We start from the raw sequence: 25,893 nt of genomic DNA on the forward strand, positions 1-25,893 counted from the left end.
GCGTCGGGGGCATGTACCCGTGATCTGAAGCACGACGGCAGCAGGACGGCACGAGGCCATGGCGAAGAAGCCCACGGGAAAGAACACGTCGGGGCGCGGGCAACGCGACCTGAAGGTGAAGGTGAAGACGGCGCGCGGACGCACGCTGTCCTCGACGCGCTGGCTGCAACGTCAGCTGAACGACCCCTATGTGAAGCGCGCGAAGGACGAGGGCTTCCGCGGCCGCGCGGCGTTCAAGATCCTCGAACTCGACGAGCGCTTCGGGTTCCTGAAGCCCGGTGCCCGCGTGGTCGACCTTGGCTGCGCGCCGGGGGGCTGGTGCCAGGTGGCGGTGCCGCGGGTCAATTCGCTGGGCGAGAAGAAGAACAAGCCGCAGGGCTTCGTGCTGGGCGTTGACCTGCAGGAGGTTCTGCCCGTGCCCGGCGCCGATATCTACCAGCTCGATTTTCTCGAAATGGGCGCTGACGACAAGGTCAAGGAATGGCTGGGCGGCCGCGCCGACGTGGTGATGTCGGACATGGCGGCGTCCTCCTCGGGGCACAAGCAGACCGACCACCTGCGCATCATCTCGCTCTGCGAGGCGGCGGCGGAGCTGGCCTTCGACGTGCTGGAAGAGGGCGGGACCTTCGTTGCCAAGGTGCTGGCGGGCGGTGCAGAGCAGGGGCTTCAGAGCCTGCTCAAGCAGCGCTTCGACAAGGTGTACAACGTGAAGCCGCCGTCGAGCCGGGCGGATTCCTCCGAGAAGTTCGTGGTGGCGACGGGCTTCCGCGGCTGAGACGGCCTCAGGGGCGCGGGCGGAGTGACTCTGCCGCCTGCTGCTGGAAGACCCGCGCGAAATGCGGTGAGACGACCCTCATCTCGACGAAACCGGATGGTGTGTCCTCGGTGCGAGCGCTGCTCTTGCGGCGGCCGAAACGGCCGGGGGCGCCGGGATGGGGCGAAACAGGCAGTGGCGACTGGGGCTGCAGGGTGATCATGGCTCCTCCTGACCGGACATGCTGCCGCAAATGCCTTACCCGCCCGTTAAGCTTGCGATCCGCGCAACGGTGCCCGGCACGGGGCCTTGCACCCGGAGAGGCGCTGGCGCAGTCTGACCGCAACCACGGGTGAGGCGGCATGAGCGCGAAATTCTTCAACGACATCAGCACGGGGCGCGCATGAGGCGGCTGGCGCTCGCGCTCGTGCTCTGCGGCTGTGCTGCAGCGCCCGAGCTGCCGCAGGCCCCGATTCCTCTGCGCAATCCGGCCGCCCCGGTGGCAAGCCAGGCCGATGTCACGCAGGGGCGGCTCGGCGGCGACTGGGTGGTGGTGCAGGGCGCGGGGCTGACCCCCGGCGCGCGGCTGCGGTTCTCGGACGGGGCGATGTCGCTCGACGGTGTGAACATGCCGCTGGCCGAGACCGGACCCGGGCGCTATGCGGTTGGCGGGCAGACGCTGTGGATCCACTGGCTCGACGCCGACAACCGCACCGCCGCGGTGGGCGATCCGGGCGGCGCGCGAGTCTGGATCATGGACCGCACCGGCCGCCCGGGAGAGCGGCTGACCGCGGCACGTGAGATCCTCGAGTGGTACGGCTACGACCTTCGGCGACTCGACGGCAGCTGAGCGCGACAGGGCCGCGGCGCCACGGGGCGCGCGCGCGGCAGACAGAACATGGGAGAGCAGATGATGCAGGATCAACAGGCATTCCTCACCGGGCTGTTCGAGGCGGCGGTGGCCGCGGCGGACCCCGAGCAGGCACTGCGCAAGGCGCTGCCCGAGAAGCCGAAGGGGCGCACGGTGGTCATAGGCCTCGGCAAGGGGGCGGCGCAGCTCGCCGCCGCCTTCGAGACGCTCTGGGGCGAACCGGTCGAGGGCGTTGTGGTCACCCGCTACGGCTACGCCGCGCCCTGCACGCATTGCCGCGTGATGGAAGCATCGCACCCGGTGCCCGACGCGGCGGGGCTCGAGGCCTCGGCGGCGCTCTTCGAGGCGGTCTCGGGGCTGACCGAGGACGATCTCGTGGTGGCGCTGGTCTGCGGCGGCGGCTCGGCGTTGCTGCCGGCCCCGCCCGAGGGGCTGACGCTCGAGGACGAGCAGGCGCTGAACCGCGCGCTGCTGGGCTCCGGCGCGCCGATCGGGGTGATGAACGCGATCCGCAAGCACGCGAGCCGGATCAAGGGCGGGCGGCTGGCCGCAGCCTGCGCGCCTGCCAGGGTGGTGAGCCTCATCGTCTCGGACGTGCCCGGCGACGACCCGGCGCAGGTGGCCTCGGGGCCGACCGTGCCCGACCATGTGGACGCGGCTGCGGCGCTCGGGCTGATCGACGCCTGGGGCATCAAGCTGCCGGACAAGGTGCTCGACCACATCCGCAGCGAGGCCTCGGCCGCCCCGATGCCCGACGATCCGGTCTTTGTCCGCAACGAGGTGCACGTGGTCGCCTCGGCCCGGCTGTCGCTCGAGGCGGCGGCGCAGAAGGCGGAAGCGGCGGGCATCCCGGCGGCGATCCTGTCCGACAGCGTCGAGGGAGAGGCCCGCGACGTGGGGCTGGTGCATGCCGCAATCGCCCGCGAGATCGCGGCACGCGGGCGGCCCTTCGCGGCGCCGGTGGTGCTGCTCTCGGGCGGGGAGACCACGGTGACCCTGCGCGGGGACGGCGGCCGCGGCGGGCGCAACACTGAGTTCCTGCTGGCCTTTGCCCATGCCATCGACGGGATTGAGGGCATCCACGCGCTCTCGGCGGACACCGACGGCATCGACGGCACCGAGGACAACGCCGGCGCCTTCGCCGACGGCACGGTGGCGGCAGTGCTGCGGGCAGGGGGCGAGGACGCGATGACGATGCTCTCGCGCAACGACGCCTGGGGCGCCTTCGAGCGGGCGGGCACGCTTTTCGTGCCCGGTCCCACCGGCACCAACGTCAACGATTTCCGCGCGATCCTGGTCACCAGAGCCTGAGGGGCCCGAACCGGAAGGAGGCCGGGCGCGACCCGGTCTTCACTCTGCTGTCAGCGCTACTCAGCCGCCTGCTGGGCGGCCTGCCATTCGGCCCAGGCCTCGGGGGTGTCGAGATCGACCAGCGCCCTCTGCCCCGCGAGCGGCACCTGCCGGACGCGGTGGATGTTGGCCTTCAGCACCGCCTTCGCGCCCATGTCGCCGCTCAGCGCCTGCAGCGCCGGGAAGCAATCGGCCGGGAACAGCACCGGGTGGCCGGGGGTTCCGTCCGCCGTGACCGCCTGCTGGATGGTCGGGCGGGGTACGTTGCGGAAGGCCCGGATGACCTCGGTGATGTCGGCGGTGGTAATCTCGGGCATGTCGGCGGGCAGGATCATGACCCCATCGAGATCGCGCGGCAGGAAGCCCACGCCGCGGCGGATCGACGACGACATGCCGAGATCCGAATCCGGCACCTCGACGATCTGGACCGGCAGCCCCGCCAGCGCCTTGGCGCGCGGGTGCTGGTGGCCGGGAATGGTGATGGCGACGTGATCCGCGGCGGCAAGTGCCGCCTCGGCCTGGCGACGCAGCAAGCACATGCCTCCGATATCCATCAGAAGCTTGTCGGTCCCGCGCATCCGGCGGCTGGCGCCGGCAGCGGGAATCAGAACAGCGATTCCTCCCATGGATCGGCTTATAGACGATGTTTGCGCCATCGGCGGAATTTTTTCGTTAATCGAAAGTGAAGGTTACATGACGCACGTTTACCGCGAGGTCGCTCCGGCTGAAACAATTTCGTGTGATCACAATTGCGGCCGACCGGTTTCCGACAGTTGACCGCGCTCTGGTGCGGCTTACAGTGCCACTTCTGGAACACGAAGTGGGATGTCATGCGATGGTGCTAGCGCAAAAGTCTGAGAACGAACGGGACCGGCTCGCCGAGCTGCGCAGTTTCGACGTGCTCGACAGCGCGCCTGACCCCGCGTTCGACGAGGTCGTGGACCTGCTGGCCGAGATGCTCGACATGCCCGTGGCGCTGATCAGCCTCGTGGACGAGAACCGGCAATGGTTCCGCGCGCGGCATGGCTTCGAGCCCGCCGAGACCCCGCTCGGGCAGTCGATCTGCTCGCACGCCATTCTCGAGGACGATATTCTCGAGATCGAGGACACTCTGCTCGACCTGCGCAGCGCCGACAACCCGCTGTGCTGCGGGCTGCTCGCCGACATGCGCTTCTATGCGGGCGCGCCGCTGGTGACCCGCACCGGGCACCGCATCGGCTCGCTCTGCGTGCTCGACCGCCGCCCGCGCAAGCTGACCGCGGCCCAGCGCAAGCTGCTGACGGTGATGGCGGGGCAGGTGATGCGCCAGCTCGACCTCGAGCGCACCCTGAAGAACAAGGAAGTGCTGCGCGAGGAGATCGACCACCGGGTCAAGAACTCGCTGCAGACGGTGGCCTCGACGGTGCGGCTCTACAAGGCCCGCACCCAGAGCGCCGAGGCGCGCGAGGCACTAGACGCCATCGGCCGCCGGGTCGATGCCATCGCATCACTGCACGCCGAGCTCAACATGACCTCGAAGATGCACCACGTCCGGCTCGACAATTACCTCGAGCGGGTGGCACTGCTGCTGCAGCGCCATGCCCCTGCCGGCACGCGGGTCGAGGTCGAGGCCGACCCCATCGAAGTGGACAGCCGCGTCGCGTCCTCGCTCGGCATCGTCGCCAACGAGTTCGCCGCCAATTCCGCGAAATACGCCAGGCCCGGCCCGGGCCAGACCATGACCATCCGCTTTGTGCTGACCCGCATCGGGGAAAATCGCATGGCGCTGGTCTGTGCCGACAATGGCGCCGAGCGCACCTGCGCCGACGAGAGCGATGCGCTGTCCTCGACGGCGCTCGGGGCGCGGCTGATGGAGGCGGCGGCGGCGCAGGTCGGCGGCACGCTGATCCAGGGCCGCGAGACGGGTGGCTTCGTGCTGCGGGCAGAGGTGCCCATCGACCCGTCGCGCGCCGAGGAAGAGCCGGTCAGGCCTCTACGTGATCCAGCGGCCGCACGCGCAGCCGAGTGATCCGGTTGTTCTCGCGTTCCATGACCTCGAAACGGAAGCCGTGGAAGCTGAAGCGCTGGCCCGGGGTCGGAATCATCTGCGCCTCGTGAAGTACCAGACCGGCGATGGTGTTGGCTTCGTCGTCGGGCAGCGACCAGTCGGTCGCCCGGTTGAGGTCACGGATCGTCATCGCGCCGTCTAGCCAGAACCAGCCGTCCTCGCCCGCCTTCACCTGATGTTCGGCGTCGGGGTCGTGCTCGTCGGTGATCTCGCCCACGATTTCCTCGAGGATGTCCTCGAGCGTCAGCAGCCCCTCAAGCGATCCGTATTCGTCCACCACCAGCGCGAAGTGCGTGTGCTTGCGGAGGAAGTTGCGCATCTGGTCGGCGAGCGTGGTGGTGTCGGGCACGAAGTAGGGCTTCATCATCACGTCGGTGATGCGGAATACCTCGAGCGCCTCGGCAGCCCGGTCACCGGCTTGGTCGATGGTCTCGTACATCGCGCGCATCAGGTCCTTGGCATGAGCCACGCCGATGATGTTCTCGGGGTCGCCCTTGTAGATCGGCAGGCGGGTGTAGTTGCTCTCGAGACATTGCTTGAGGATCGTGCGCGGGTCGCTCTCGGCGTCGATCATCTCGATGTTCGAGCGGTGCAGCATGACCTCCTCGACGGTGCGCTCGGCCAAGTCGAGCGCACCGAGGATACGGTCGCGGTCTTCCTTCTCGACGACACCCTCCGAGTGGCCGAGCTGCAGCGCGCCGGCGATTTCCTCGCGCACCGCAAGGATCTGGCTGTCGGGGTCGGTCTTCACCCCGAAGACGCGCAGCACGATGCGCACGAAGGCGCGGATCGCGGCGACCACCGGCGAGAAGACGAGGATCACCACCCGGATCAGCGGCGCCACGCGGCTGGCGGCAAGCTCGGGGTTGGTGATCGCGTAGGTCTTGGGCAGCACCTCGGCGAAGATCAGCACGAGCAGCGTCATGATGAGCGTGGCCAGCGCCACGCCGCTGTCGCCGAAGAGCGAGGTGAAGAGCGCCGTCGCGAGCGAGGTGGCGAGGATGTTGACGAGGTTGTTGCCGAGCAGCACCGAGCCGATCAGCCGCTCGTTGTCCTCGGTGATCGAGAGCGCCAGTTCGGCGCCCTTCGAGCCCCTGTCCTGCGCCGCCCTGAGCTTGCCGCGCGAGGCGGCGGTCAGGGCCGTCTCCGATCCGGAGAAGAAGGCCGACAGCAGGATCAGGACCAGGATGGCCCCTGCGGTGATCCAGAGAGTCGTGTCGGTCGAAGAGGCGGCGACGGTGGAGGCGTCCATGGGGCTCGTGTTTTCCTGTGGTTCTTAGGGGTTATGGGGGCGCGGATGGCCGTGTTCAAGAGGGCGGTGCTTGTGTCGCCGCCCGGTCAGCCGCGGGCCAGAGGGTGGTGATCCAGCACCAGTTCCTTGAGCCGTTCCTCGAGCACGTGGGTGTAGATCTCGGTCGTGGCGACATCGGCGTGGCCGAGGAAGGTCTGGATCGCCCGCAGGTCGGCGCCGTTCTGCAGCAGGTGCGTGGCGAAGGCGTGGCGCAGGGTGTGCGGGGTCACTTTCCCGGGCGAGACGCCGGCGCTGACGGCGATCTCCTTGATCAGCAGGTAGAAGGCGTGGCGGGTCAGGTGCCCGGCCTTTCCCCGCGATGGGAAGAGATGCACCGAAGCCGGCTTGCCCGCGGCATGGGCCACCGCTTCCTGCTCGTCGCGTCGGCTGAGCCAGGTCGCAAGCGCCACGCGGGCAGGGGGCGAGAGCGGCACCATCCGCTCCTTGCCGCCCTTGCCGCGGATCAGCAGCATGCGCGGGTCGCCGCGCGCCGCCGAGACCGGCAGGGTCACCAGCTCGGTCACCCGCATGCCGGTGGCATAGAGAAGCTGCATCAGGCAGGCGTTGCGCAGACGGTCGTCCTCGGTCCGGCCCTGCGAGGCGGCGGCCTCGATCAGTCGGTCGACCTCTTCGATCGAGAGCGTCTTGGGCAGGCGCTTGGGCTTGCCGGGGCCCGAGATCTGCACCGCCGGGTTGTCGCTGCGCAGGCCTTCCTCGAAGGCAAAGCGGTAGAGCTGCTTGATCGACGACAGCCGCCGGGCGCGGGTCGAGATCGCCAGCCCCTCGGCCTCGCAGGTCACGAGGTAATCCTCGACATCGGCGCGCTGCGCGGTGTCGAGCCCGGCGCCCCGGGCCGTGAGCCAGCGGGTGAAGTCCGCGAGATCGCGGGCATAGGCGGCGGTGGTGTTGTCGGCGGCGCCGCGTTCGGCGGCCTGCGCCTCGAGAAACCCGCCGATCCAATGTGCGGCGTTCATCGTAACGCGCCTTCATCCTCGAGGATCAGCAACTGGAGCGCCGCCCGGCGCGCCGTGTCCTCGAGCCCGACACTGCGCAGGGTGGCGAGCGCCTCGGTCAGATCCTCGTGGTTGCCGTCGGCGCCCGAGCCGAAAAGCTGCATCGCGCGCAGGATGGCCTCGCCCAGCCGGCCCTGCTGCAACATGCGCGCAAGCTCGGCGGGCGGGGTAGGATCCTGCCACGCGCGGGCGACGGCAGCATCGAGCGCGGCCTCGGGCAGCGGATCGGGGGCGGTGCCCCGCGCCACGGCGGCAGCGGTCGCAAGGCGCCCGGTGCTGGTGGTGACCCGCGCCGCGGCAGCCTCATAGCCGGCAGAGAGCAGGGCCGCGCGCGTGGCGAGTGTCGCGGCGCGACCCTCGAGCTTCAGCTGGCCCAGCTCTTCGCCGAAGAGTTCGGCCAGCGGCACCAGAAGCCCCGCGCTGCGCATCTGCGACCAGGCGCGCACCAGCGCGGGCTCCACCAGGTCGGGGCGGTCGCTTTCCAGCGCCGTCTCGAGGTCCTGGATCGCGTCGACCCGGTCCCAGACCCCGCCCGAGGCCGCGGCATCGCGGTCGGAATAGAGCCCGAGCAGGCGGTTGGGTGACAGCGCGCCGCGCTGCGCCAGCCGTTCGGCGGCCAGGAGCTGCGCCCGCCAGCCGCTGCGCCCCGAAAGATCGGCGGCGGCGAATTCGCGCGGCAGCGGCTGGGTGGGAAGCGTCTCGCCCACCGCCTCGAACAGGCGGAACTGCAGCGGCGTGGGTTGCGCCGGCGGCGGCACCGGATCGGCGCCATCGGCGAGCGAGGGCTCGAGGAACCTGGTCAGCAGCTCGGAATCGCGGTCGTTGAGCTGCCCCAGCGCGCGGGCGGTGCCCAGCACCGTGGCGGCGTGGTCCCAGTCGCCGACGCGGGCGTCGCAGTAGATCCGCGTGGCCAGATCGCTCGACAGCTCGGGCTTGTCCTGCAGCGCGCGGCAGGCGGCCTCGTCGTCGCCGGAGAGCAGCGACAGGTCGAACCAGCGGGCAAAGAGCTCGGGATCCGAGCTGCCGTCCGCGCGGTCCACCAGCGCGAGGCCGGGATCGACCGCGCCTTCCGACAGCAGCCGGTCGAGCCGCGCCGCCAGCAGCGGGGCGCCGTCGCCCGAGCCGCGGGGTGCGTCGGCCTCGGCCAGCAGCAGCGTGAAGAGCAGCGCCGACAGCGCCGGCACCGCCGGATCGACGTCATGGAGAAGCGGCACCAGCACCGACGCCTCGCTGGCGCGCCAGAGGCTGGGCGGCAGGCCGGTGACCGACATGGGTAGGAGCCCCGCCGATTCTGGCGAGGGCTGGCCCAGCTGCTGCACCTCGACCTCGGGGCTGGTGACGGAGCTCGCCACCGGCGGCTCGTCGAGCCTGAGCGGCGGCAAGCGGCCGTTCGATTGCGGCAGCCCGAACATCGGCGTCGCGCCTGGCTGCTGCGGCTGCATCACCGCAGGCGCATTCGCCGTCCCGTCGTCGTTGAGCCAGTCGATGGCCGACATGGGGGATTGCGCCGCGAGAGGGCCCGCGGCGGCAATGAACAGCGTCAGGAGGAGGGGCTCAGTCCGCATCGAGCTCCACAGGCTGGCGAATCTCCGTCTGCGGCGGCGAAAAATCCGCCCCGAAGAACGGTCCGACATAGGCATAGCCCACCAGTCCGATCCCGCAGAGGATCAGAAGGATGAACAGCCATTTGATGATACGTCCCATTATGCTTGCTGGTCCTGCCTCGTGTCTTTTTCAGAACTTATACCTAGCCTTTTCGGCAAACTCACGTCATTCACGGCCTCGAAAGTCAGAATTGGCGATGGATGGCCGAGATACAAGGGTGCAGGCACTCAAGCTGAAAAAGACCGTGGTCCTCGTGGGCATGATGGGCGCGGGCAAAACGGCGGTCGGCAAGGCCTTGGCGCACGCCCTGCGTGTGCCGTTTCGCGATTCGGATGCCGAGATCGAACTGGCCGCGAACATGACCATCGCCGAGATCTTCTCGCGCGATGGCGAGCCGTTCTTTCGCGAAAGGGAAAGTCAGGTGATCGCACGGCTGCTCGATGGCCGGCCCTCGGTGCTGTCCACTGGCGGCGGTGCCTACATGCGCGAGGAAAACCGCCGCATGATCACCAAGCGCGGCGTCGCGGTCTGGCTGGATGCGGCGCTGCCGGTGCTGTGGAACCGGGTGAAGCACAAGGACACGCGTCCTCTGCTGCGTACCGCCGATCCCCATGCCACGCTGCGTGAGATCTACTGCAAGCGGGTGCCGATCTACGCGCTGTCCGACCTCACCGTGTCCTCGGAACAGGGCAAGTCGGTGGATGCGATGGCGCAGCGGGTGATCGAGGCGCTGAAGACGCGCCCGGACGTATTGACGGAGGGAGACGGGGAATGACCGGGACGGTTCACGTGGCGCTCGGCGAGCGCGCCTATGACGTGCGCATCGGAGAGGGGCTGCTGGCCCGTGCCGGTGCCGAGATCGCGCCGCTGCTGAAGCGCCCGCGCTTGGTGATCGTCAGCGACGAGACCGTCGCCGAGGCGCATCTGGCGACGCTGACGCAGGCGCTCGAGGCCGAGGGCATCGGCTCGGCGGCGCTGACCCTGACGCCGGGCGAGGCGACGAAATGCTGGCGCGAGCTCGAGCGCGTGGTCGAGTGGCTTCTGGCCCAGAAGGTCGAGCGCCGCGACGTGGTGATCGCGCTCGGCGGCGGCGTCATCGGCGACCTCGTGGGCTTCGCGGCGGCGGTGCTGCGCCGGGGCGTGCGCTTCGTGCAGATCCCGACATCGCTGCTGGCGCAGGTCGACAGCTCGGTCGGCGGCAAGACCGGCATCAATTCGCCCGCCGGCAAGAACCTGATCGGCGCCTTTCACCAGCCCTCGCTGGTGCTGGCCGACATCGACGTTCTCCAGAGCCTCACCGACCGCGATTTCCTCGCGGGCTACGGCGAGGTGGTGAAATACGGTCTGCTCGGCGATGCGGCGTTCTTCGAGTGGCTCGAGGACAACGCCGGTGCGGTGGAATCCCGCGATCCCGCGGCGCTGACCCACGCGGTCACCCGCTCGGTCGAGATGAAGGCCGGGATCGTGGTGCGCGACGAGACCGAGCAGGGCGACCGGGCACTGCTCAACCTCGGCCACACCTTCTGCCACGCGCTCGAGGCGGCCACCGGATATTCCGACCGGCTGCTGCACGGCGAGGGCGTCGCCATCGGCTGCGCGCTGGCCTTCGAGCTGTCGTCGCGGCTCGGGCTCTGCCCGCAGGAGGATCCGTCCCGTCTGCGCGTGCACCTGCGCGAGATGGGGATGAAGGCGGATCTGGCCGACATTCCCGGAGAACTGCCCTCGGCCGAGGCGCTCTACGAGCTCATGGGGCAGGACAAGAAGGTGGTCGACGGGGCCATTCGCTTCATCCTTGCCCGCGGCATCGGCGAGGCCTTCGTCTCGTCCGACGCTCCGCGCGAGACGGTGCTGGGCGTGCTGCGCGACGGCCTCGCCGGGCGCTGATCCTCAGACCGCGTCGCGGACCGTGCGCAGGGCCCCTTCGACGGTGCGCAGAGCATCGCGGCGCGCATCCCCGATGATCGCCGCGCCTTCGCGCGGTCGCGAGGCGCCGCCGGCATCGCAGGGGCACCAGCCGCTGGCATCGGTGAGCCCCGCCGCACGGGCGCGCCCTCGGCGATGGTGAGGCTGCGCCAGATCTGCGCGGTGGGCCTGGCGTAGGCGATGCCGACATTCATGACGTCTCTCCTTCGGGGGCTGGCGTGGGGGCGGGCGGCCTCTGCACGCCCACGGCGGTGAACACCCGGCCCTGCGGAGCGTCCCGCCGCGCGTCCTCGGTGCGGACGCGCTGGTCGGCCAGCGCCTTCAGCGCCAGAAGGACGCCCAGCACGATGAAGCCGCCGGGCGGCAGGATCAGCAGCAGGAAGCCCTGGTAGTCGGGGATCACGGTGATCTCGAGGAAGCTAAAGCTCTCGCCCAGCAGCACCGCGGCATTGGCAAAGAGCGTGCCCGAGTCGAGGATCTCTCGCGCCGCGCCCAGCACCACAAGTGCCGCGGTGAAGCCCAAGCCCATCATCAGCCCGTCGAAGGCCGAGGCCAGCGGCCTGTTGCGCGAGGCGAAGGCCTCGGCGCGTCCCAGGATGGCGCAGTTGGTGACGATGAGCGGGATGAAGAGGCCAAGCACCTGGTGCAGGTCGTGGCTCCAGGCGTTGAGCGCCATGTCGACCACGGTTACGATGCAGGCGATCACCAGCACGAAGGCGGGAATGCGGATCTCGGGCAGGATGGCGCCGCGCAGCAGCGACACCGCCAGCCCTGAAGCCACCAGCACCGCCGTGGTCGCGAGCCCCATGCCGAGCCCGTTGGTGGCGGTCCCGGTCACCGCCAGCAGCGGGCAGAGCGCCAGCATCTGGCCGAAGACCACGTTGTTGTCCCAGAGCCCGTCGCGGGCGATCCTGGCGTAGGTGTCGGACATCAGCCAGCCTCCTGTGCTGCCAGCAGCGCGTCGCGGTTGCGCGCGAAGAACGCGAGCCCGCGGTGCACGGTGCCCACGACGGCGCGCGGGGTGATGCTGGCGCCCGAGAACTGGTCGAAGACGCCGCCGTCCTTGCGCACCTTCCAGCCCTAGGGGGAGGGATCGGTCAGCGAATGTCCGGTGAAACCCTCGATCCAGTCGCTCTTGGCAGGCTCGATCTTGTCGCCGAGCCCCGGCGTCTCGGCATGGGACAGCACCCGGACGCCCAGCAGCATGCCATCGGGGGCAATGCCGATCAGCACCCGGATCGGGCCGCCGTAGCCGGTGAGCCCGAAGGCCACGGCGGTGGGGGTGCCGCCTGCGGTGACGAGATAGACCGGCACCTCGCCTTCCTCGGCATCGGCGATCACCCGCGTGTCGGTGGTGAGGTCGTTGTCGTGCAGCCCGTCGGGCTCCACCTGCGACAGCGACGCGTAGAGGTCCTCGGTGGCGCGGGTCGCGATGGCGCCGCTGGTCAGCTCGTCCGACCCGGCGAGGATCAGCGCGGTCGCCAGCGAAAACGCCGCGAGCAGCACACCGGGGTTGGCGGCGGCGCCTTTCAGCCGCGCGGCGAGCGGCTGGCGCGGGGTGTGGGGCGCGGCGCTCATGGCGTCTCTCCCAGCGACAGCGGCTTGCCCGAGCGGCTGCGGCCGAATATGCGGGGGCGGATGTAGGTGTCGATGAGCGGCGTGCATCGGATATTGCGCCGGCACCATGCGGACCTCGAGCGGGTAGCCCATGCCGATGTTGTGACGGCGCATGGCGGCGGCGGCCTCGGGCTTGTTGCTTTCGATGGCGACGATGATCCGGTCGACGCCAAGCGCGCGGGCCATGATGCCCGCGCCATCCGCAACCTCCTCGGCGCTCTCGCGCAAGAGGCGGTCGTCGCAGGTGAGGTAGGGCTCGCATTCCGCGGCGTTGATGATGAGCGTGTGCAGGGCGTAGCGGTCGCGCAGGTTCAGCTTGACCGCCGTGGGAAACGTGGCACCGCCTATGCCGACGATGCCCGCCTCCGCGACGCGGGCGGCGATCTCCGCGGGATCGGCGTCCTCGGGGCGCAGCCGCGGCAGGCGCGGGGCCCATTCGTCCTTGCCGTCGGCGCGAATGGTGATGGTGGGCACAGGCAGCCCCGAGGGGTGGGGCGCGGGAAAATGCCCGACGGCGATCACCGTGCCCGAGGTCGGCGCGTGCGGGTTGGCCGAGATCGGCCCGCGCGAGCGGGCGATGAGCTGGCCCTTGAGCACGCGGTCATCGCGCGAGACGAGCGGTTCGGCCGGGGCGCCGATGTACTGCTGCAGCGCCACGTCGCGGCCCCCCGGCGGGCAGAGCGTCGTGCCCCCGGCAATGGCCTCGGCGGCGCCCCGGCAGCCGGGATAGCCGCACTGGCCGCAGTTGGTGCCGGGCAGGGTCATTTTCATCTCGTCGATCACCGGCGGCGTCTCGACGTGGAACTTCTTGGCGGCGGCCCCGAGCAGGAGCCCGAGACCAAGCCCGAGGGCGGACATGGAGGCGGCGGCGGCAATCATCTGTGTCTGGTCTCGCTGGATCAGTTCGGAACGAGGCCCGCGAAACCCATGAACGCCATGGACAGCAGGCCGGCCGAGATGAAGGCGATGGGCGGTCCGGCAAAGGGCGCGGGCACCGACAGTTGCGCCAGCCGCTCGCGCATGCCGGCGAAGATCACGAGGACCACGGTGAACCCCAGCGCCGAGCCGAAGCCGTATAGCAGGCTCTGCGCGAAGCCGTGGCGCTCCTGGATGTTCAGCAGCGCCACCCCCAGCACCGCGCAGTTGGTGGTGATGAGCGGCAGATAGATGCCGAGCGCCCGGTAGAGCCCCGGCGCGAGCTTGCGCATGACGACCTCGGTGAACTGCACGATGGCGGCGACCACCAGGATGAAGCTCAGGATGCGCAGGAAGCCGAGGTCGAGCGGGATCAGGATCAGGGTCCCGACCACCCAGTTTGCCAGCGAGGCCAGCGTCAGTACGAAGGTGGTGGCAAGCCCCATGCCCACCGCCGCGTCGATTTTGCGCGACACGCCCATGAACGGGCAGAGGCCGAGGACCTTCACCAGCACCACGTGTTCACCAGCGCCGTGCCGTGCAGGATCATGAAGACCTCTTGCATGCGGGTCTCCGTCAGGCTTCGGGAGAGGGCCTGCCCCGGGGCTGCGTCTGGTGCCCCCCGGGACGTCGGCGTCCTTGGCTGTTGTCGGAGCAAGCACCGTGCCAGGCGGTCTCGGGGGGGGGCGTGCGGTCCGCGTCTCGCGGAGGCTTTTCGCGCGGATCTTCCGGGGCCGTTGGGGCTGTGGCGCTGGCTTGCCGCCTCTGTCCCGGGCCGGCGGATGTCGGCGCCAGCAGGCCGGTTGTCGGGGTGCCGACAAAATGTCCGACAGGGGCCTCGCGCGTCTTGGCGCCTGGGCCCGTCACCACCGGATCGGGCTACCTGCGCGAGACATCGTGCCTGGCACGGTCCTTGCTGATCCCCGGGAAAGCCTCCGCGCTCCGGGGGCGCGAGGATCAGGAGGCCGCCATGGCGAAGTCACAGCTTACCTTCACCGACGTCGATCTGACGGTGAACGTGCCCGCCGGCACCCGGATCATCGAGATCTCCGAGAAGATCGGCGCCGGCATCACCTACGGCTGCCGCAAAGGCGATTGCGGCACCTGCCTGACCCGCGTGCTCGAGGGGGCCGAGAACCTGTCCGAGCCTTCGGCGCTCGAGCCGCGGGTGCTGAAGGAAAACCTCGCCGGCCACAACGACCGGCTCGCCTGCCAGTGCCAGGTGCTGGACGGGGCCGTGAAGGTGCGGCCGGGCTGAGCTCGCGACCGTCAAGACGACTGAACCCCTCCGCGCCTGCGGGCGCATGACAGAAGCGAAGAAAGGAACCTCCCCATGGCCATGTCCATCGTTGCCGACCTCTGCACCTCCTGCGGCGATTGCGAGCCGGTCTGCCCGACCGCTGCCGTCGTCCCGCGCAAGGGCTTGTACTACATCAACGCCGCCACCTGCACCGAATGCGAGCCGGATCACGACATGCCGCAGTGCCTGTCCGTGTGCATGGAGCCCGACTGCATCATTCCGGCGGAATCAGGCCCCACGATGCGGGAGGCCCGCTGCGATGACGACCGCGCGCTCATCCAGACCCTGACAGTGATCGTGGGCGGGCTCGGCATCGTGCTGCTCTATTACGGCACAGGCCGCGCGGCGCAGCCCAAGCCGGACCATCACGAGACCCTCTATGTCTTCGGCACGCTGGTGGAGCTGGTGATCCACTGCGTAAGGGACAGTGCCGCCCGCGAGGCGACCGCCGAGGTGGGCGCGCTGTTCCAGACCCTGCACTGCGACTGGCACGCGTGGGAGGCGGGAGACCTTGGCAAGCTCAATGCCGCGATCGCCGAGGGCGGGGCGTTCCGCACCGATGCCCGCCTCGCCGATCTGCTGCGTGAGGGCGTCGCGCTCTCCTGCCAGAGCGGCGGTCGCTTCGATCCCGCCATCGGCGCGCTGGTGGCGCTCTGGGGCTTCCACGAGGACAGCCCGCCCGAGGGCGAAATGCCCGATGCCGCCGCCGTCGCGGCGCTCACGGCCCGCGCGCCTCGGATGAGCGATCTGCGCTTCGACGGCGCACGGTCGGCTCGGTGAACCCGGCGGTGCAGCTCGACCTCGGCGGCTACGCCAAGGGCGCGGCGCTGGACCTCGCGGGCGCGCTCCTGCAAGCGCGCGGCATTGGCGACGCGGTGCTTAACGCCGGCGGCGACGTCAACGTCATCGGCAGCCACGGTGACCGGGCGTGGCGCGTCGCGATCCGCGATCCCTTCGTCTGGGGCGCGGTGGGCGCGATCTCCCTGGCTCCGGGCGAGGTGCTCTACACCTCGGGCAATTACGAGCGCTTCTTCCAACATGAGGGGGCGCGCTTTGCCCATATCATCGACCCGCGCAGCGGCTGGCCGGTGCAGGAGATCGTCTCGGTCTCGGTGCTGGATACCGACGGCAGCCGCGCCGATGCGGCGGCCACGGCGCTCTCGGTTGCGGGCCGCAGCGAGTGGCCGCAGGTCGCCGCCGACATGGGCGTCGATTCTGTGCTGATGATCGCCGACGACGGCACGATGCTGGCGACGCCCGCGATGATCGCGCGGCTCGAACCGGCGGCAGGCGGGTTTCCGCAAGCGGTGGAAATCGTGCAATTGCCGCCGCCCTCGGCAGGTGCCCGCTGCGGGGAAGATTGATGTCGGGAAAAGTCCCGTCCGGGACTCGACAATTCCGCCATGACGGCCGACAAGCGCCTCGTGCTGCATGGCTTTCCGTCGGGGAGGGCGGGCTGGCACGGAGCTTGCTTCACCAGTTCCGTACCTCCCGGGTTCGACGGTCGACCCGCCTTGCACACGCTTCGGGAGGAGAGTCCGGCCCCGCGCCGGATGCACAGAGACAGATCGTGTTTTCGACAGGAGTGAAGCCATGAAAACCAACGCCAAGCTGCCCGATGTCACCTTCCGCACCCGCGTGCGCGACGAATCCATCGAGGGCCCGAACCCGTTCCGCTGGCAGGACATGACCACTGCCGACTATTTCGCAGGCAAGCGCGTGATCCTGTTCTCGCTGCCGGGCGCCTTCACGCCGACCTGCTCGACCTACCAGCTGCCGGGCTTCGAGAACAACTTCGAAGAGTTCAAGGCCAACGGCATCGACGAGATCTACTGCCTGTCGGTCAACGACAGCTTTGTGATGAACCAGTGGGCCAAGGCCCAGGGCATCAAGAACGTCAAGGTCATCCCCGATGGCTCGGGCGAATTCACCCGCCGCATGGGCATGCTGGTGAACAAGGACAACCTCGGCTTCGGCCCGCGCTCCTGGCGCTATGCGGCCATCGTCAACAACGGCGTGATCGAGGCATGGTTCGAAGAGCCCGGCCTGATGGACAACTGCCCGGACGATCCCTACGGCGAGTCCTCGCCCGAGACCCTGCTGTCCTACCTCAAGCAGGCCGTTGCCGCCGAGTGATCGGACGACAGGGACGGGCGCCTGCCGGTCCCGACCAGTTCAGACGCCCTCGCAGGTCACTGCGGGGGCGTTTTTCTTTTCCGGCCCGGAGCCTGTCAGGAGCGGCCATTGCGGGCAGGTCCGGGGCCCGGCCCGGCGGTGGTCACGAGAAGTTTGAGGAACTCGCGCCGCGGGCGGGCGGTTGGCCCATGTGATACGATCACGTGACACGAACACGGAGGACCTCATGATGAAACGTCTCGCCCTTCTCAGCACCGTCGCCGCCCTGATGGCGGGCCCGGCCCTTGCCGCCACCGCGACCGCAACGGTCAACGATGCCGAGGGCAACTCGATCGGCACCGTCACCGTCGAGGACACCGCCTCGGGCACCGCGCATGTCACGGTCGACCTGACGGACATCCCCGAGGGCGTCCACGGCATCCACATGCACGAGACCGGCGATTGCTCGGCCGACGACTTCAGCTCGGCCGGTGGCCACATCGCGGGAGATGCCGAGCACGGCATCATGGCCGAGAACGGCCCCCATCCGGGCGACCTGCCCAACGCCCACGTGGGTGAGGATGGTGTGCTGATGGTCGAGGCCTTCAAGCCTGACTTCTCGGTCGAGGAGTTCCTGATGGACGATGACGGCGCGGCCTTCGTCGTGCACTCGGGCGCCGACGACTACGAGAGCCAGCCCTCGGGCGACGCGGGTGGGCGGATCGCCTGCGGCGTCTTCGAGTAAGACCGGCCTTCCGGGAAGCAGAAGGGCCCCGTGGCAGCGTCCTGCCACGGGGTCCTTTTCTTTTGGCCGGCGCCCGGCTGTCAGCGCTTGGCGAGATGGGTCGCGACGTGGTGGCGGTCGTCGAGGGTCGAGAGCAGCACCGCCACGACGATCCCCACGCTGGCGCCCAGAAGCGTGTCGAGCACGCGCTCGGGCGCCATCTCGGCCCCGGCGGATCCGGGCGCGGCGAGGTGGCTCATCAGCAGCGCCATCGGCGTCACGAAGATCTGGCCGAGCCCGTAGTTCGCGCCGATCACCAGCTCGGTCAGCAGCTGCAGCAGGAAGATGGCGGCAATGATCGCCCAGACCGACGGGTCCTGCACGAGGATCAGCCAGGCCAGCATCGCGCCCAGCACCGCGCCCGCCATCCGTTGCAGTGCGCGGTGCATGTTGATGTGAAGCTGCGGCCCCTGCAGCACGGCGAGCGCACCCATGGCGGCCCAGATCGGGTGGTCGGCGCCGAAGGAGTGGCTGGCGAAAAGCGCGATGCCTGCGCCCACCACGATGCGGGCCGAGGCGATGAGCCGGTGGCCGAGCGGGCGGGGCGGCTCGGCGGGCATCGGGCGCTCGGGCGTCGGCAGGTGACGGAGCTTCTCGGTCGCGAGGCAGATCGTCCAGGCCAGCAGCGCCACGACGGCCGTCGCGGCCGAACGCTCGAACACCTCGATGCCGCCGGTCACCGGATGCTGCGCGGCGCCCGCGGCGAAGACGAAGATCAGCGCGCCCGGAGGGCCGAAGCTCCCGGTCACGGTGATGAAGAAGAACACCCCGCAGGCCAGCGCGAGCAGCAAGAGCTGCAGCATGACCCCGGCGCCGAACCAGCTTACCGCGGACATGAAGAGGACCGCCGCGATCTGGCAGAGCGCCGCCAGCAGGACCTTGCGGCTACGTCCGGCGCGCGGCTCGAAGCGGCCGAAGAGCGCCACCAGCGCGCCCAGCGCGGCAAAGCCCACCAGATGCGCGTAGGGCGAGAGGTAGAAGAGCGGCAGCGCGATCACCACCGTAAGCCCGGCCTGCAGCCCGGCGAGGAGAGAGTTGCGCAGATGCGGCTGACGTCCCAGCGCGAAGCTCCCCAGCAGGTGGTCGGGGGAGAGCAGGTGCCGGGCGGCGTCGAGCCTGCGGGGGGGGAAGGACGGCGGTTGCGCGCTCATGCGTGGGTCTCCCGTTCGGTGCCGGCCTGCATGCGCTTCACCCGTGCCTCGATGCGCTCTAGCCCGTCGAGCATCGTCTCGATCTCGTCGTCTCCGATGTCGCACAGCATCTCGGCCTCGGCGGTCTCGAGCTCTGCCTGGATCTTGGCGACGCGGCGCTTGCCCTGCGCCGTGAGGTGGATGAGCCGCGCGCGGCCGTCGTTTGCGTCGGGGCGGCGTTCGACGAGCCCCTCGCGGCTGAGAATGTCGATGACCCGGACGAGGCTTGATCCGTCGACGCCGACGAGATGCGCCAGCGTCTTCTGCGAGATGCCGTCGCCCGAGATCGACAGGTGCACCAGCGGCACCCATGTGGCGTCGGTGAGGCCAGCCTGCGCGAGATGCGCGTCGAGCGTCCGGCGCCAGGCACGGGCGAGCATCGCGAAGCGCAGTCCGAAACGGAATCGGGGAGGGCGGGTGTCCTGGGTCATGATCGCGAGATAGGGTGATATAATTTGATTTGCAATTCAAATTATATGCCACCTCGAATGCGATGGTCCAAGGGGCGCGTGCGACAGGGCCGGGCAGGGCGCGAGTTCGACTGTCGGACAGTGCGCAATGGCGATTGTCGGGTTTTGTCGCCTTTGCGCCAATCCGAAAACTGCCGTCAAAACATCGAAAAAGTTGTGATTTTAGGGGTTTCCCATGCTTGGCACGCTTCCTGCTCAGGTATTCCTGAGCGCGGTCATGAGCCGTCTCACCCTCGTGTGATTGAAACGACCCAACAGACCAAAGGAACACGCTATGAGCGAACTTCGTCAGATCGCCTTTTGCGGCAAGGGGGGGATCGGAAAGTCGACCACCTCGCAGAACACGCTCGCCGCTCTCGTCGAGCTTGGCCAGAAGATCCTGATCGTCGGCTACGCCCCAAGGCCGACTCCACCCGTCTGATCCTGAACTCCAAGGCCCAGGACACCGTCGTCCACATGGCCGCCGAGATGGGTTCGGTAGAGGATCTCGAACTCGAGGACGTGCTGAAGGTCGGCTACCGCCCCCGGCTCGAGGGCAAGTCGGTGATGCTCTACGTCGGCGGCCTGCGCCCTCGTCACGTGGTGACCGCCTACGATGACTTCGGCATGGTCATCGCCGGCACCGGTTACGAGTTTGGTCACAATGACGACTACAAGCGGACCGGCCACTACGTGAAGGATGGCACGCTGATCTACGACGACGTCGCCGGCTACGAGCTGGAGAAGTTCATCGAGAAGATCCGCCCCGACCTCGTCGGGTCCGGCATCAAGGAAAAGTACCCGGTGCAGAAGATGGGCATTCCGTTCCGCCAGATGCACAGCTGGGACTACTCGGGCCCGTATCACGGTTATGACGGCTTCGCCATCTTCGCCCGCGACATGGACCTTGCGATCAACAACCCCGTCCGGGGGATGTACGACGCGCCATGGGACAAGCCCGAGACCGGGCCGGCCATCGCCGCCGAGTGCCCCCTGCCGCCGGGGGCGCCTGCTCCCGTGTCCTCCGGCGGGCCAATGTCTTCCTCACATCACCGGCGCGTCTCGGAATGCGGACGGCCAAGAGAAGGATTGCAGCCATGTCTCAGTCGGCAGACAAGGTGCTCGATCACGCACCGCTCTTCCAGCAACCCGAATACAAGGACATGCTGGCCAACAAGAAAGTGAAGTCCGAATACTGCCATCCCGACGAGATGTGCAGGAGATCGGCGACTGGACAAAGTCTTGAGAATACCGCGAGAAGAACCTCGCCCGCGAGGCGCTCACGGTGAACCCCGCCAAGGCCTGCCAGCCGCTCGGTGCGGTGTTCGCAAGCCAGGGCTACGAGGCCACCATGCCCTTCGTGCACGGCTCGCAGGGCTGCGTCGCCTATTATCGCTCGCACCTCTCGCGGCACTTCAAGGAGCCGAGCTCCTGCGTGTCGTCGTCGATGACCGAGGACGCGGCGGTGGTCGGCGGGCTCAACAACATGGTGGACGGCCTCGCCAACACCAAGGCGCTCTACAATCCGAAGATGATCGCGGTCAGCACCACCTGCATGCGGGCGCTGCTCAACACCGAGCCCTGCGACATGCTGATCGGCAACAGCTAGGGCAAGCATCTCGAGCGTGACACCGGCACGCCGCTGATCCGTCTGATGTTCCCGATCTTCGACCGCCACCACCACCACCGTTTCCCGACCATGGGCTACCAGGGCGCTCTGAACGTGCTGGTGAAGCGTCTGGATACGGTGTTCGACAAGCTCGACGACGACACCATCATCCCGGGCGAGACCGACTACAGCTACGACCTGACCCGCTGAGCCGGGCAGGGCAGAGACGACACCGGCCGCGGGGACACCGCGGCCGGTTTTTTAATTTGGGCGTTGGGCCAGCAAGGGCCGTAGCCGGTGAGTTCGTGTCCATGGCCGCGGGACACCGCAGCCGGGTGCGACCGTTGGATGGCGGGTCGCGTGGGGTCGCGACCGGCTTTGCATCTGGACCATGGGCCAGCGAAGTCCGTGGTCGGTTCGGCACTTGGGTCGTTCGGCGCGGGACACGGCAGCCGGTTCGGCGTTTGGCGCGTTGGCCGCGCACCACTTCGGCCGGTCCGGCGCCATGATGGCGGGCCGCGGCGGGCGCGCCTCAGGGCCGGATGTAGGCGTAGCCCTCTTCCTGCAGCTCGATCAGACGCACGACGCCCGAGGGCACCACCTCGGCCTCGTCCAGCAGCGTCACCGTCTCGCCGGTCCTCTTCTCTATCCCCGCGATGGTGTTGGCGCAGGCCGAGAAGGTGATCGGGAGCTCGAGCGACATGGTCTCGATCCGGTCCTTCACCGGGCTCTTGCCGTCGACCAGCATGTGCAGACCGGGTCCATAGGCCACCATCTCGATCACCACCTCGTCGCCCTGTTCCTCGTAGTAGGCGGCCAGGTTCTGGGCGTTGTTCAACGCCATGTTGAGCGTGTGCGGGTCGTTCTGGTCGACGTGGATCGCCACGTGATGGGTCTTGCCGTCTGCCATGGCCATTAGCGGCGCAACCGCCAGCATAGCGGCAAGCGCGTATCTCCTGATCATCTGGTGTCTCCTCCCTTAGACAGGAGAAAACATATATGCGAATGCGAGAATTAGATACGGGCTTCTGCACGCCCCGCGCTAGGGCCAGGATACCTCATTGTCGGGACCGCGACAAGCCGGCGGCCTTTGGGCACCCGTGCCAAGTGGCTGAAAACAGGCGGCTTCCGGAGTTGGCACGATGATTGCTTGATCCCCTTGAAACACAGGGATCCCGCCATGGCCGACGCACTGAAGAACAAGATCGCCGATGTCTTCGATGAGCCTGCCTGCGGGACCAACGTCTCGAAGAGCGAACAGCAGCGCAAGAAGGGCTGCGCCAGGCCGCTGACGCCGGGCGCCGCCGCCGGGGGTTGCGCCTTCGACGGCGCCAAGATCGCGCTGCAGCCGATCGTCGACGTCGCCCACCTCGTGCACGCGCCGCTGGCCTGCGAGGGCAATGGCTGGGACAACCAGGGCGCGGCCTCGTCGGGCTTCCAGCGCTATCGCACCGGCTTCACCACCGACATGACCGAGATCGACATCGTCATGAGCTACGGCGAGAAGAATCTCTTCCGCGCCATCCGCGAGGTGATCGAGGCCGAGGATCCGCCGGCGGTCTTCGTCTATTCCACCTGCGTGCCCGCGCTCATCGGCGTCGACATCGACGCGGTCTGCAAGGCCGCCACCGCCAGGTTCGGCACACCCTGCATCCCGGTGAACGCGCCGGGCTACGTGGGCTCGAAGAACCTCGGCAACAAGCTCGCGGGCGAGGCGATGCTCGACCACGTCATCGGCACCGTCGAGCCCGCGGAGCTGACCCCCTACGACATTAACATCGTCGGCGACTACAACCTCAGCGGTGAGCTCTGGCAGCTGAAGCCGCTGCTCGACAGGCTGGGCATCCGCATCCTCGGCTCGCTCGCCGCCGACGCCCGCTACAGGCAGGTCGCCATGATGCACCGTGCCAAGGTGACCATGATGCTCTGCTCAAAGGCGCTCATCAACGTCGCCCGCAAGCTCGAGGAGCGCTACGGCCTCCCCTATTTCGAGGGCTCGTTCTACGGCATCTCTGACACCTCCGACAGCCTGCGCCAGATGTGGCGCCTGATGGTGTCGCAGGGCACGGATCCCGCGCTTCTCGACCGCTGCGAGTCGCTGATCGCCGGGGAGGAAGCCGCGATCCGGGCCGATCTCGAGCCGTTCCGCCGCCGCGTCGAGGGCCGCAAGGTGCTGCTCTACAGCGGCGGCCACCAGAGCTGGTCGGTGGTGGCGGCGCTGCAGGAGCTGGGGATGGCGGTGCTGCGCCTGCCGCCGAGGCACGCCGAGCGCAAGATCCGCGACCCTGATCGCCGGGTGCGCATCGCCGTGGCCCACCGGCTGCCGCGGGACCAGCTGCTGCCGATGACCCGCGACGAGGACAGCTACGTCCGCTCGATCGTGGCGCGGCGGGCAGAGCCGGGGATGCTGGCGGTGATGCTCGGCGATGCCGACCCCGAGATCCGGCGCATCGTGGCGCGGCGCATCGGGCCCGACTGGCTCGACCGTTTCCGCGCCGATCCCGATCCGCTGGTCCGGCGCGAGGTGGCGCTGCGGCGCCCGGAGCTCTTCGTTGCCGACGACGACATGCGGGTGCGCCACACCGTGGCCGAGCAGGGCGGGACTGAGGACGTGGCGGCGCTGCTCGACGTTCCCGAAGACATCATCCGCGAGACCGCCGCCGCGCGGCTCGCCCAGCTGAAGGAGGGCGCCTGATGTCCACCGACGACCGAGAGATCGAGGTCTACCGCGACCCGGCCTACATGCCCGGCGACAAGGTGATCTCGAACAAGAACATCAAGAACGACGGCACCATGGCCGGCAAGGAGATCTGCGAGACCGTGGTCCGAAAGGGCGGCGTCGGCTACGTCCGCGACATCGGCGTGTTCCTGCAGCAGTTCTACATCTACGCCGTGGATTTCGTCGACCGCGCCAGCATCGTCGGCATGCGCGAGCGCGAGTTCGCGCTCGCCGCGGCCTTCGCCAACCCGGTGCACGACTGGCTCGCCCGTGTGCGCCCGCCGATGGTGGCGGACACGTGGTACGACGACGGGCTGCTGCGCGCCTTCGAGCGGGTCAAGGACTGGGGGCTCGTGCAGGGCGGGAGCCGCAACGGCGAGTGGATCGACATCTTTACCCGCGCCTACGACTGCGCCGGCACCGAGGTCGGTGAGGCCAGCGCCGACTGGAAGACGCTGCTCCACAAGCCGCACGGGTTGGCGCGGCCGGGGGCGTCCTTCCTGATCTCCGACAGCGATTACGTCGAGGGTCTGACCGAGATCGACATCCAGCGCCCGATCCCCGAGGAGGTGCAGCGCCGCTGCACCGGGCGTCCGCTGCTGTTCCTCGGCTGCCGCTGCGATGACCAGATGCTGCGCACCTTCGCGCGCCAGATCGGCAAGCGCTCGGCCGAGGGCCATGTCGCGGTCATGCCGGGGCCGCTCACCCGGATGGAGGCGCGGTTTCTGGACGAGCTCGGCATCACGTGGCTCGACCTGGCGGTCGCGGCGCTGAGCGAGATGCTCACGGTTCCCGAGGGCTAAGTCTCGGACAAGCGATGGGACGTCGCGGCACCTCTCCGCGAGCGCGTCCCGACCGGGCCGCCCGGTGGTGGCAGGCGGCCCGGTCCATGAGGTTTCGTTGGGGGTGCGTCCTTGGAGGCGGCAGACTGGCGCCTTGGAGAGGCGCATTGAACGTGGGGCGGGCGGCTTGGACTGCCCCCTAAGGTCTGACGTTCAAAGGGATTTCAAAGACACCCCTGTGACGACCCGGGGATGCCACGCACCTCCGCGCCGGCTTTTGCTGAAGTGTCGTCGAGGGCGTCCCCACAGGCCCCCCGGCGACCATCCCCCGATCACATCGCGTGGCTCTGGCGCCAGCCGTCCTGCAGGATCTTCTGCACCATGGCGTCGGCTTCCTCGAGCGGCGGGCGGCGGTCCTTGGCAGCCCAGGCGATCAACTCGCCGAAATTGGCCACTGCCGCCTCGAGCTTGTCCGAGGCCCAGTCCGCATCGCCGATCTGCAGCGCCTCGCGGGCGATGTTGATCAGCCCGCCGGCGTTCACCACGTAATCCGGGCAGTAGAGGATGCCGCGGCGGTGCAGCTCCTGCGCGCAATCGGGCGTCGCGAGCTGGTTGTTCGCCGCGCCGCAGATCATGCGGACCCTGAGCCCGGCAATGCTGTCGTGGTCGATCACGCCCCCCAGCGCGCAGGGCGCGAGGATGTCGGCCTCCTGCGTCAGGATGCGGTCCGGCGCGACGATCTGCACGCCGAGATCGCGGGCCGCATCGACCGCCTTGGGGTTCATGTCCGCCGCCACGACCTGCGCGCCATCCGCGCGCATCTTGCCTGCGAGCGACAGCCCCACATGCCCGAGCCCTTGCAGCGCCACGATCCGGCCGCGCAGGCTGTCGCTTCCGAACACCTGCGCCGCGGCAAGCTTCATGCAGCGGAAGACGCCCTCGGCGGTGATCGGCGAGGGATCGCCGCTGGCGAAGCGCCCGGTGGTGAGGCCCGCCACGTGGGTGGTCTCCTCGGCCACATGCGCCATGTCCGCGGGCGACACGCCCACGTCCTCGCCGGTGATGTAGCGCCCGTTCAGGGTCTCGATGAAGCGCCCGAAGGCGCGCATCATGGCGGGCGTTTTCTCGTGCTGCGGATCGGCCATGATCACCGCCTTGCCGCCGCCGAAGGGCACACCGGCCAGCGCCGCCTTGGCGGTCATGCCCGCCGAGAGCCGCATGGCATCCGCCAGCGCATCCTCGACCCCGTCGTAGCGCCAGTAACGGCAGCCCCCCAGCGCCGGGCCGAGCGTGGTGTCATGCACCGCGATGATGGCGCGCAGCCCGCTGCGCTCGTCGGTGCAGAACAGCACCTCTTCATGGGTTCCAGTCGTGATCTTCTCGATGTGCACGGCATCCTCCTCGTGCTCGCATTGCCTGCCTGCGCCGCCACCGCACGGCCCTCTGGCCGGCAGCGACGGTACGGCGAAGCCGCGCCCCTTGCTCCCCACAGGGCAGCGGCCCGCCACCCACGCCGCTCCTCCCGCGACGTGGTTGCGCCAAGTCTACTGCGGGTGCCG

Annotated in this window: 29 protein-coding genes and 3 pseudogenes; 18 read left to right on the plus strand and 14 right to left on the minus strand. The window is 68.8% G+C overall.

All coding sequences use genetic code 11. From position 1 onward, the window contains the following. The first annotated feature begins 58 nt into the window (after nt 1-58). Nucleotides 59-775 carry an RlmE family RNA methyltransferase gene (locus tag BLQ77_RS17070; RefSeq protein WP_008884792.1) on the plus strand — a complete coding sequence of 239 codons (717 nt, stop codon included), beginning with the start codon at nt 59-61 and terminating at the stop codon, nt 773-775. A 7-nt stretch (nt 776-782) separates the two neighbouring features. Here the strand turns inward: BLQ77_RS17070 and BLQ77_RS17075 are convergent, their stop codons facing one another. Continuing rightward, on the minus strand, nt 783-977 hold the full coding sequence (locus tag BLQ77_RS17075; protein WP_089961403.1) for a hypothetical protein: 195 nt from the start codon (nt 975-977) through the stop codon (nt 783-785). 180 nt (nt 978-1,157) lie between these two features. Between BLQ77_RS17075 and BLQ77_RS17080 the strand changes: the two genes are divergently transcribed. Together BLQ77_RS17080 and BLQ77_RS17085 are read left to right on the plus strand one after the other, a co-directional pair. Beyond that, nucleotides 1,158-1,604 carry a lipocalin/fatty acid-binding family protein gene (locus BLQ77_RS17080; RefSeq protein ID WP_089961406.1) on the plus strand — a complete coding sequence of 149 codons (447 nt, stop codon included), beginning with the start codon at nt 1,158-1,160 and terminating at the stop codon, nt 1,602-1,604. Between the two features lie 60 nt (nt 1,605-1,664). Next, a complete protein-coding gene (locus BLQ77_RS17085) occupies nt 1,665-2,936 on the plus strand; it encodes a glycerate kinase type-2 family protein (RefSeq protein WP_089961652.1) in 1,272 nt (423 codons plus the stop codon). A gap of 56 nt (nt 2,937-2,992) precedes the next feature. Here BLQ77_RS17085 and BLQ77_RS17090 read toward each other — a convergent pair whose 3' ends face one another. Beyond that, entirely contained in the window at nt 2,993-3,601 is a 609-nt protein-coding gene (locus BLQ77_RS17090; protein WP_040383998.1) for a nucleotidyltransferase family protein, read from the minus strand. 209 nt (nt 3,602-3,810) lie between these two features. Between BLQ77_RS17090 and BLQ77_RS17095 the strand changes: the two genes are divergently transcribed. Beyond that, the gene (locus BLQ77_RS17095; protein WP_008885159.1) at nt 3,811-4,983 is read left to right on the plus strand and encodes a histidine kinase dimerization/phosphoacceptor domain -containing protein; all 1,173 of its coding nucleotides are present in this window, start codon (nt 3,811-3,813) and stop codon (nt 4,981-4,983) included. Here BLQ77_RS17095 and BLQ77_RS17100 read toward each other — a convergent pair. The 4 genes from BLQ77_RS17100 to BLQ77_RS28835 all read right to left on the minus strand — a co-directional run bounded on the left by BLQ77_RS17100 (nt 4,940) and on the right by BLQ77_RS28835 (nt 9,030). Continuing rightward, nucleotides 4,940-6,274, minus strand: a complete 1,335-nt coding sequence (locus tag BLQ77_RS17100; RefSeq protein ID WP_089961409.1) for an HlyC/CorC family transporter — start codon at nt 6,272-6,274, stop codon at nt 4,940-4,942. The genes BLQ77_RS17095 and BLQ77_RS17100 overlap by 44 nt on opposite strands. An 86-nt stretch (nt 6,275-6,360) precedes the next feature. After that, nucleotides 6,361-7,287: a site-specific tyrosine recombinase XerD gene (locus tag BLQ77_RS17105; protein ID WP_008884377.1), complete on the minus strand. Its 927-nt coding sequence runs from the start codon at nt 7,285-7,287 to the stop codon at nt 6,361-6,363. After that, a complete protein-coding gene (locus BLQ77_RS17110; protein ID WP_242661758.1) occupies nt 7,284-8,891 on the minus strand; it encodes a hypothetical protein in 1,608 nt (535 codons plus the stop codon). The genes BLQ77_RS17105 and BLQ77_RS17110 overlap by 4 nt, the downstream gene beginning before the upstream one ends. Further along, nucleotides 8,881-9,030 (minus strand): hypothetical protein, encoded by a 150-nt coding sequence (locus BLQ77_RS28835; protein WP_008884661.1) that lies wholly within the window; start codon nt 9,028-9,030, stop codon nt 8,881-8,883. Before BLQ77_RS28835 ends, BLQ77_RS17110 begins: the two co-directional genes overlap by 11 nt. A 97-nt stretch (nt 9,031-9,127) precedes the next feature. Between BLQ77_RS28835 and BLQ77_RS17115 the strand changes: the two genes are divergently transcribed. Next, nucleotides 9,128-9,706 carry a shikimate kinase gene (locus BLQ77_RS17115; RefSeq protein WP_089961413.1) on the plus strand — a complete coding sequence of 193 codons (579 nt, stop codon included), beginning with the start codon at nt 9,128-9,130 and terminating at the stop codon, nt 9,704-9,706. Next, nucleotides 9,703-10,815, plus strand: coding sequence for a 3-dehydroquinate synthase (aroB, locus tag BLQ77_RS17120; protein WP_089961416.1), 1,113 nt, complete (start codon nt 9,703-9,705; stop codon nt 10,813-10,815). The genes BLQ77_RS17115 and aroB overlap by 4 nt, the downstream gene beginning before the upstream one ends. Before the next feature lie 229 nt (nt 10,816-11,044). Here the strand turns inward: aroB and BLQ77_RS17125 are convergent, their stop codons facing one another. From BLQ77_RS17125 to rsxA, 4 genes and pseudogenes are all read right to left on the minus strand, one after another. Beyond that, nucleotides 11,045-11,785: an electron transport complex subunit E gene (locus BLQ77_RS17125; protein ID WP_089961419.1), complete on the minus strand. Its 741-nt coding sequence runs from the start codon at nt 11,783-11,785 to the stop codon at nt 11,045-11,047. Further along, nucleotides 11,785-11,925 carry a hypothetical protein gene (locus tag BLQ77_RS29400; RefSeq protein ID WP_242661759.1) on the minus strand — a complete coding sequence of 47 codons (141 nt, stop codon included), beginning with the start codon at nt 11,923-11,925 and terminating at the stop codon, nt 11,785-11,787. The genes BLQ77_RS17125 and BLQ77_RS29400 overlap by 1 nt, the downstream gene beginning before the upstream one ends. A gap of 9 nt (nt 11,926-11,934) precedes the next feature. Further along, the gene (locus BLQ77_RS29405; protein WP_242661760.1) at nt 11,935-13,350 is read right to left on the minus strand and encodes an RnfABCDGE type electron transport complex subunit C; all 1,416 of its coding nucleotides are present in this window, start codon (nt 13,348-13,350) and stop codon (nt 11,935-11,937) included. 20 nt (nt 13,351-13,370) lie between these two features. Then, a pseudogene (gene rsxA / locus BLQ77_RS17140) lies at nt 13,371-13,951 on the minus strand (electron transport complex subunit RsxA). Nucleotides 13,952-14,356: 405 nt separating this feature from the next. On the opposite strand from rsxA, the gene BLQ77_RS17145 reads away from it, so the two are divergent. The 5 genes from BLQ77_RS17145 (at nt 14,357) to BLQ77_RS17165 (ending at nt 17,546) form a co-directional block, all read left to right on the plus strand. Next, a complete protein-coding gene (locus tag BLQ77_RS17145) occupies nt 14,357-14,644 on the plus strand; it encodes a 2Fe-2S iron-sulfur cluster-binding protein (RefSeq protein WP_089961421.1) in 288 nt (95 codons plus the stop codon). Between the two features lie 75 nt (nt 14,645-14,719). Continuing rightward, complete coding sequence (locus BLQ77_RS29680) at nt 14,720-15,466, plus strand: FAD:protein FMN transferase (protein ID WP_278184705.1); 747 nt, start codon at nt 14,720-14,722, stop codon at nt 15,464-15,466. Continuing rightward, nucleotides 15,463-16,050 carry an FAD:protein FMN transferase gene (locus BLQ77_RS29685; protein WP_278184706.1) on the plus strand — a complete coding sequence of 196 codons (588 nt, stop codon included), beginning with the start codon at nt 15,463-15,465 and terminating at the stop codon, nt 16,048-16,050. The genes BLQ77_RS29680 and BLQ77_RS29685 overlap by 4 nt, the downstream gene beginning before the upstream one ends. Before the next feature lie 229 nt (nt 16,051-16,279). After that, nucleotides 16,280-16,822 (plus strand): peroxiredoxin, encoded by a 543-nt coding sequence (locus BLQ77_RS17160; protein ID WP_008883752.1) that lies wholly within the window; start codon nt 16,280-16,282, stop codon nt 16,820-16,822. A gap of 226 nt (nt 16,823-17,048) precedes the next feature. Next, nucleotides 17,049-17,546, plus strand: coding sequence for a superoxide dismutase family protein (locus BLQ77_RS17165; RefSeq protein ID WP_008884018.1), 498 nt, complete (start codon nt 17,049-17,051; stop codon nt 17,544-17,546). Nucleotides 17,547-17,626: 80 nt separating this feature from the next. Here BLQ77_RS17165 and BLQ77_RS17170 read toward each other — a convergent pair whose 3' ends face one another. Further along, the gene (locus tag BLQ77_RS17170) at nt 17,627-18,736 is read right to left on the minus strand and encodes an FUSC family protein (RefSeq protein ID WP_089961423.1); all 1,110 of its coding nucleotides are present in this window, start codon (nt 18,734-18,736) and stop codon (nt 17,627-17,629) included. Continuing rightward, a complete protein-coding gene (locus BLQ77_RS17175) occupies nt 18,733-19,206 on the minus strand; it encodes a MarR family winged helix-turn-helix transcriptional regulator (RefSeq protein ID WP_089961425.1) in 474 nt (157 codons plus the stop codon). Before BLQ77_RS17175 ends, BLQ77_RS17170 begins: the two co-directional genes overlap by 4 nt. A gap of 313 nt (nt 19,207-19,519) precedes the next feature. Between BLQ77_RS17175 and BLQ77_RS29060 the strand changes: the two are divergent. The 5 genes and pseudogenes from BLQ77_RS29060 to BLQ77_RS29425 all read left to right on the plus strand — a co-directional run. Next, nucleotides 19,520-19,767: pseudogene (locus BLQ77_RS29060) on the plus strand (AAA family ATPase); the annotation flags it as partial. Further along, nucleotides 19,762-20,181: pseudogene (locus BLQ77_RS29790) on the plus strand (nitrogenase component 1); the annotation flags it as partial. The pseudogenes BLQ77_RS29060 and BLQ77_RS29790, both read left to right, overlap by 6 nt. 140 nt (nt 20,182-20,321) lie before the next feature. Further along, entirely contained in the window at nt 20,322-20,513 is a 192-nt protein-coding gene (locus BLQ77_RS29415) for a DUF3364 domain-containing protein (protein ID WP_242661761.1), read from the plus strand. Beyond that, on the plus strand, nt 20,510-20,833 hold the full coding sequence (locus BLQ77_RS29420) for a nitrogenase component 1 (RefSeq protein WP_242661762.1): 324 nt from the start codon (nt 20,510-20,512) through the stop codon (nt 20,831-20,833). The genes BLQ77_RS29415 and BLQ77_RS29420 overlap by 4 nt, the downstream gene beginning before the upstream one ends. 45 nt (nt 20,834-20,878) lie before the next feature. Continuing rightward, nucleotides 20,879-21,043, plus strand: coding sequence for a hypothetical protein (locus BLQ77_RS29425; RefSeq protein ID WP_242661763.1), 165 nt, complete (start codon nt 20,879-20,881; stop codon nt 21,041-21,043). Between the two features lie 322 nt (nt 21,044-21,365). Here BLQ77_RS29425 and BLQ77_RS17190 read toward each other — a convergent pair whose 3' ends face one another. Next, nucleotides 21,366-21,797, minus strand: coding sequence for a DsrE family protein (locus BLQ77_RS17190; RefSeq protein ID WP_089961427.1), 432 nt, complete (start codon nt 21,795-21,797; stop codon nt 21,366-21,368). 216 nt (nt 21,798-22,013) lie between these two features. Here BLQ77_RS17190 and BLQ77_RS17195 point away from each other — a divergent pair, with 216 nt between their 5' ends. Both BLQ77_RS17195 and BLQ77_RS17200 read left to right on the plus strand, forming a co-directional pair. Beyond that, entirely contained in the window at nt 22,014-23,528 is a 1,515-nt protein-coding gene (locus tag BLQ77_RS17195; RefSeq protein ID WP_089961430.1) for a nitrogenase component 1, read from the plus strand. Beyond that, complete coding sequence (locus tag BLQ77_RS17200; RefSeq protein ID WP_089961432.1) at nt 23,528-24,355, plus strand: nitrogen fixation protein NifZ; 828 nt, start codon at nt 23,528-23,530, stop codon at nt 24,353-24,355. Before BLQ77_RS17195 ends, BLQ77_RS17200 begins: the two co-directional genes overlap by 1 nt. A 311-nt stretch (nt 24,356-24,666) precedes the next feature. Here the strand turns inward: BLQ77_RS17200 and BLQ77_RS17205 are convergent, their stop codons facing one another. Beyond that, a complete protein-coding gene (locus BLQ77_RS17205) occupies nt 24,667-25,725 on the minus strand; it encodes a Glu/Leu/Phe/Val dehydrogenase dimerization domain-containing protein (RefSeq protein ID WP_089961434.1) in 1,059 nt (352 codons plus the stop codon). Between the last annotated feature and the right edge of the window lie 168 nt (nt 25,726-25,893).

The organism is Salipiger thiooxidans, from assembly GCF_900102075.1.
GTDB classification, from domain to species: domain Bacteria; phylum Pseudomonadota; class Alphaproteobacteria; order Rhodobacterales; family Rhodobacteraceae; genus Salipiger; species Salipiger thiooxidans.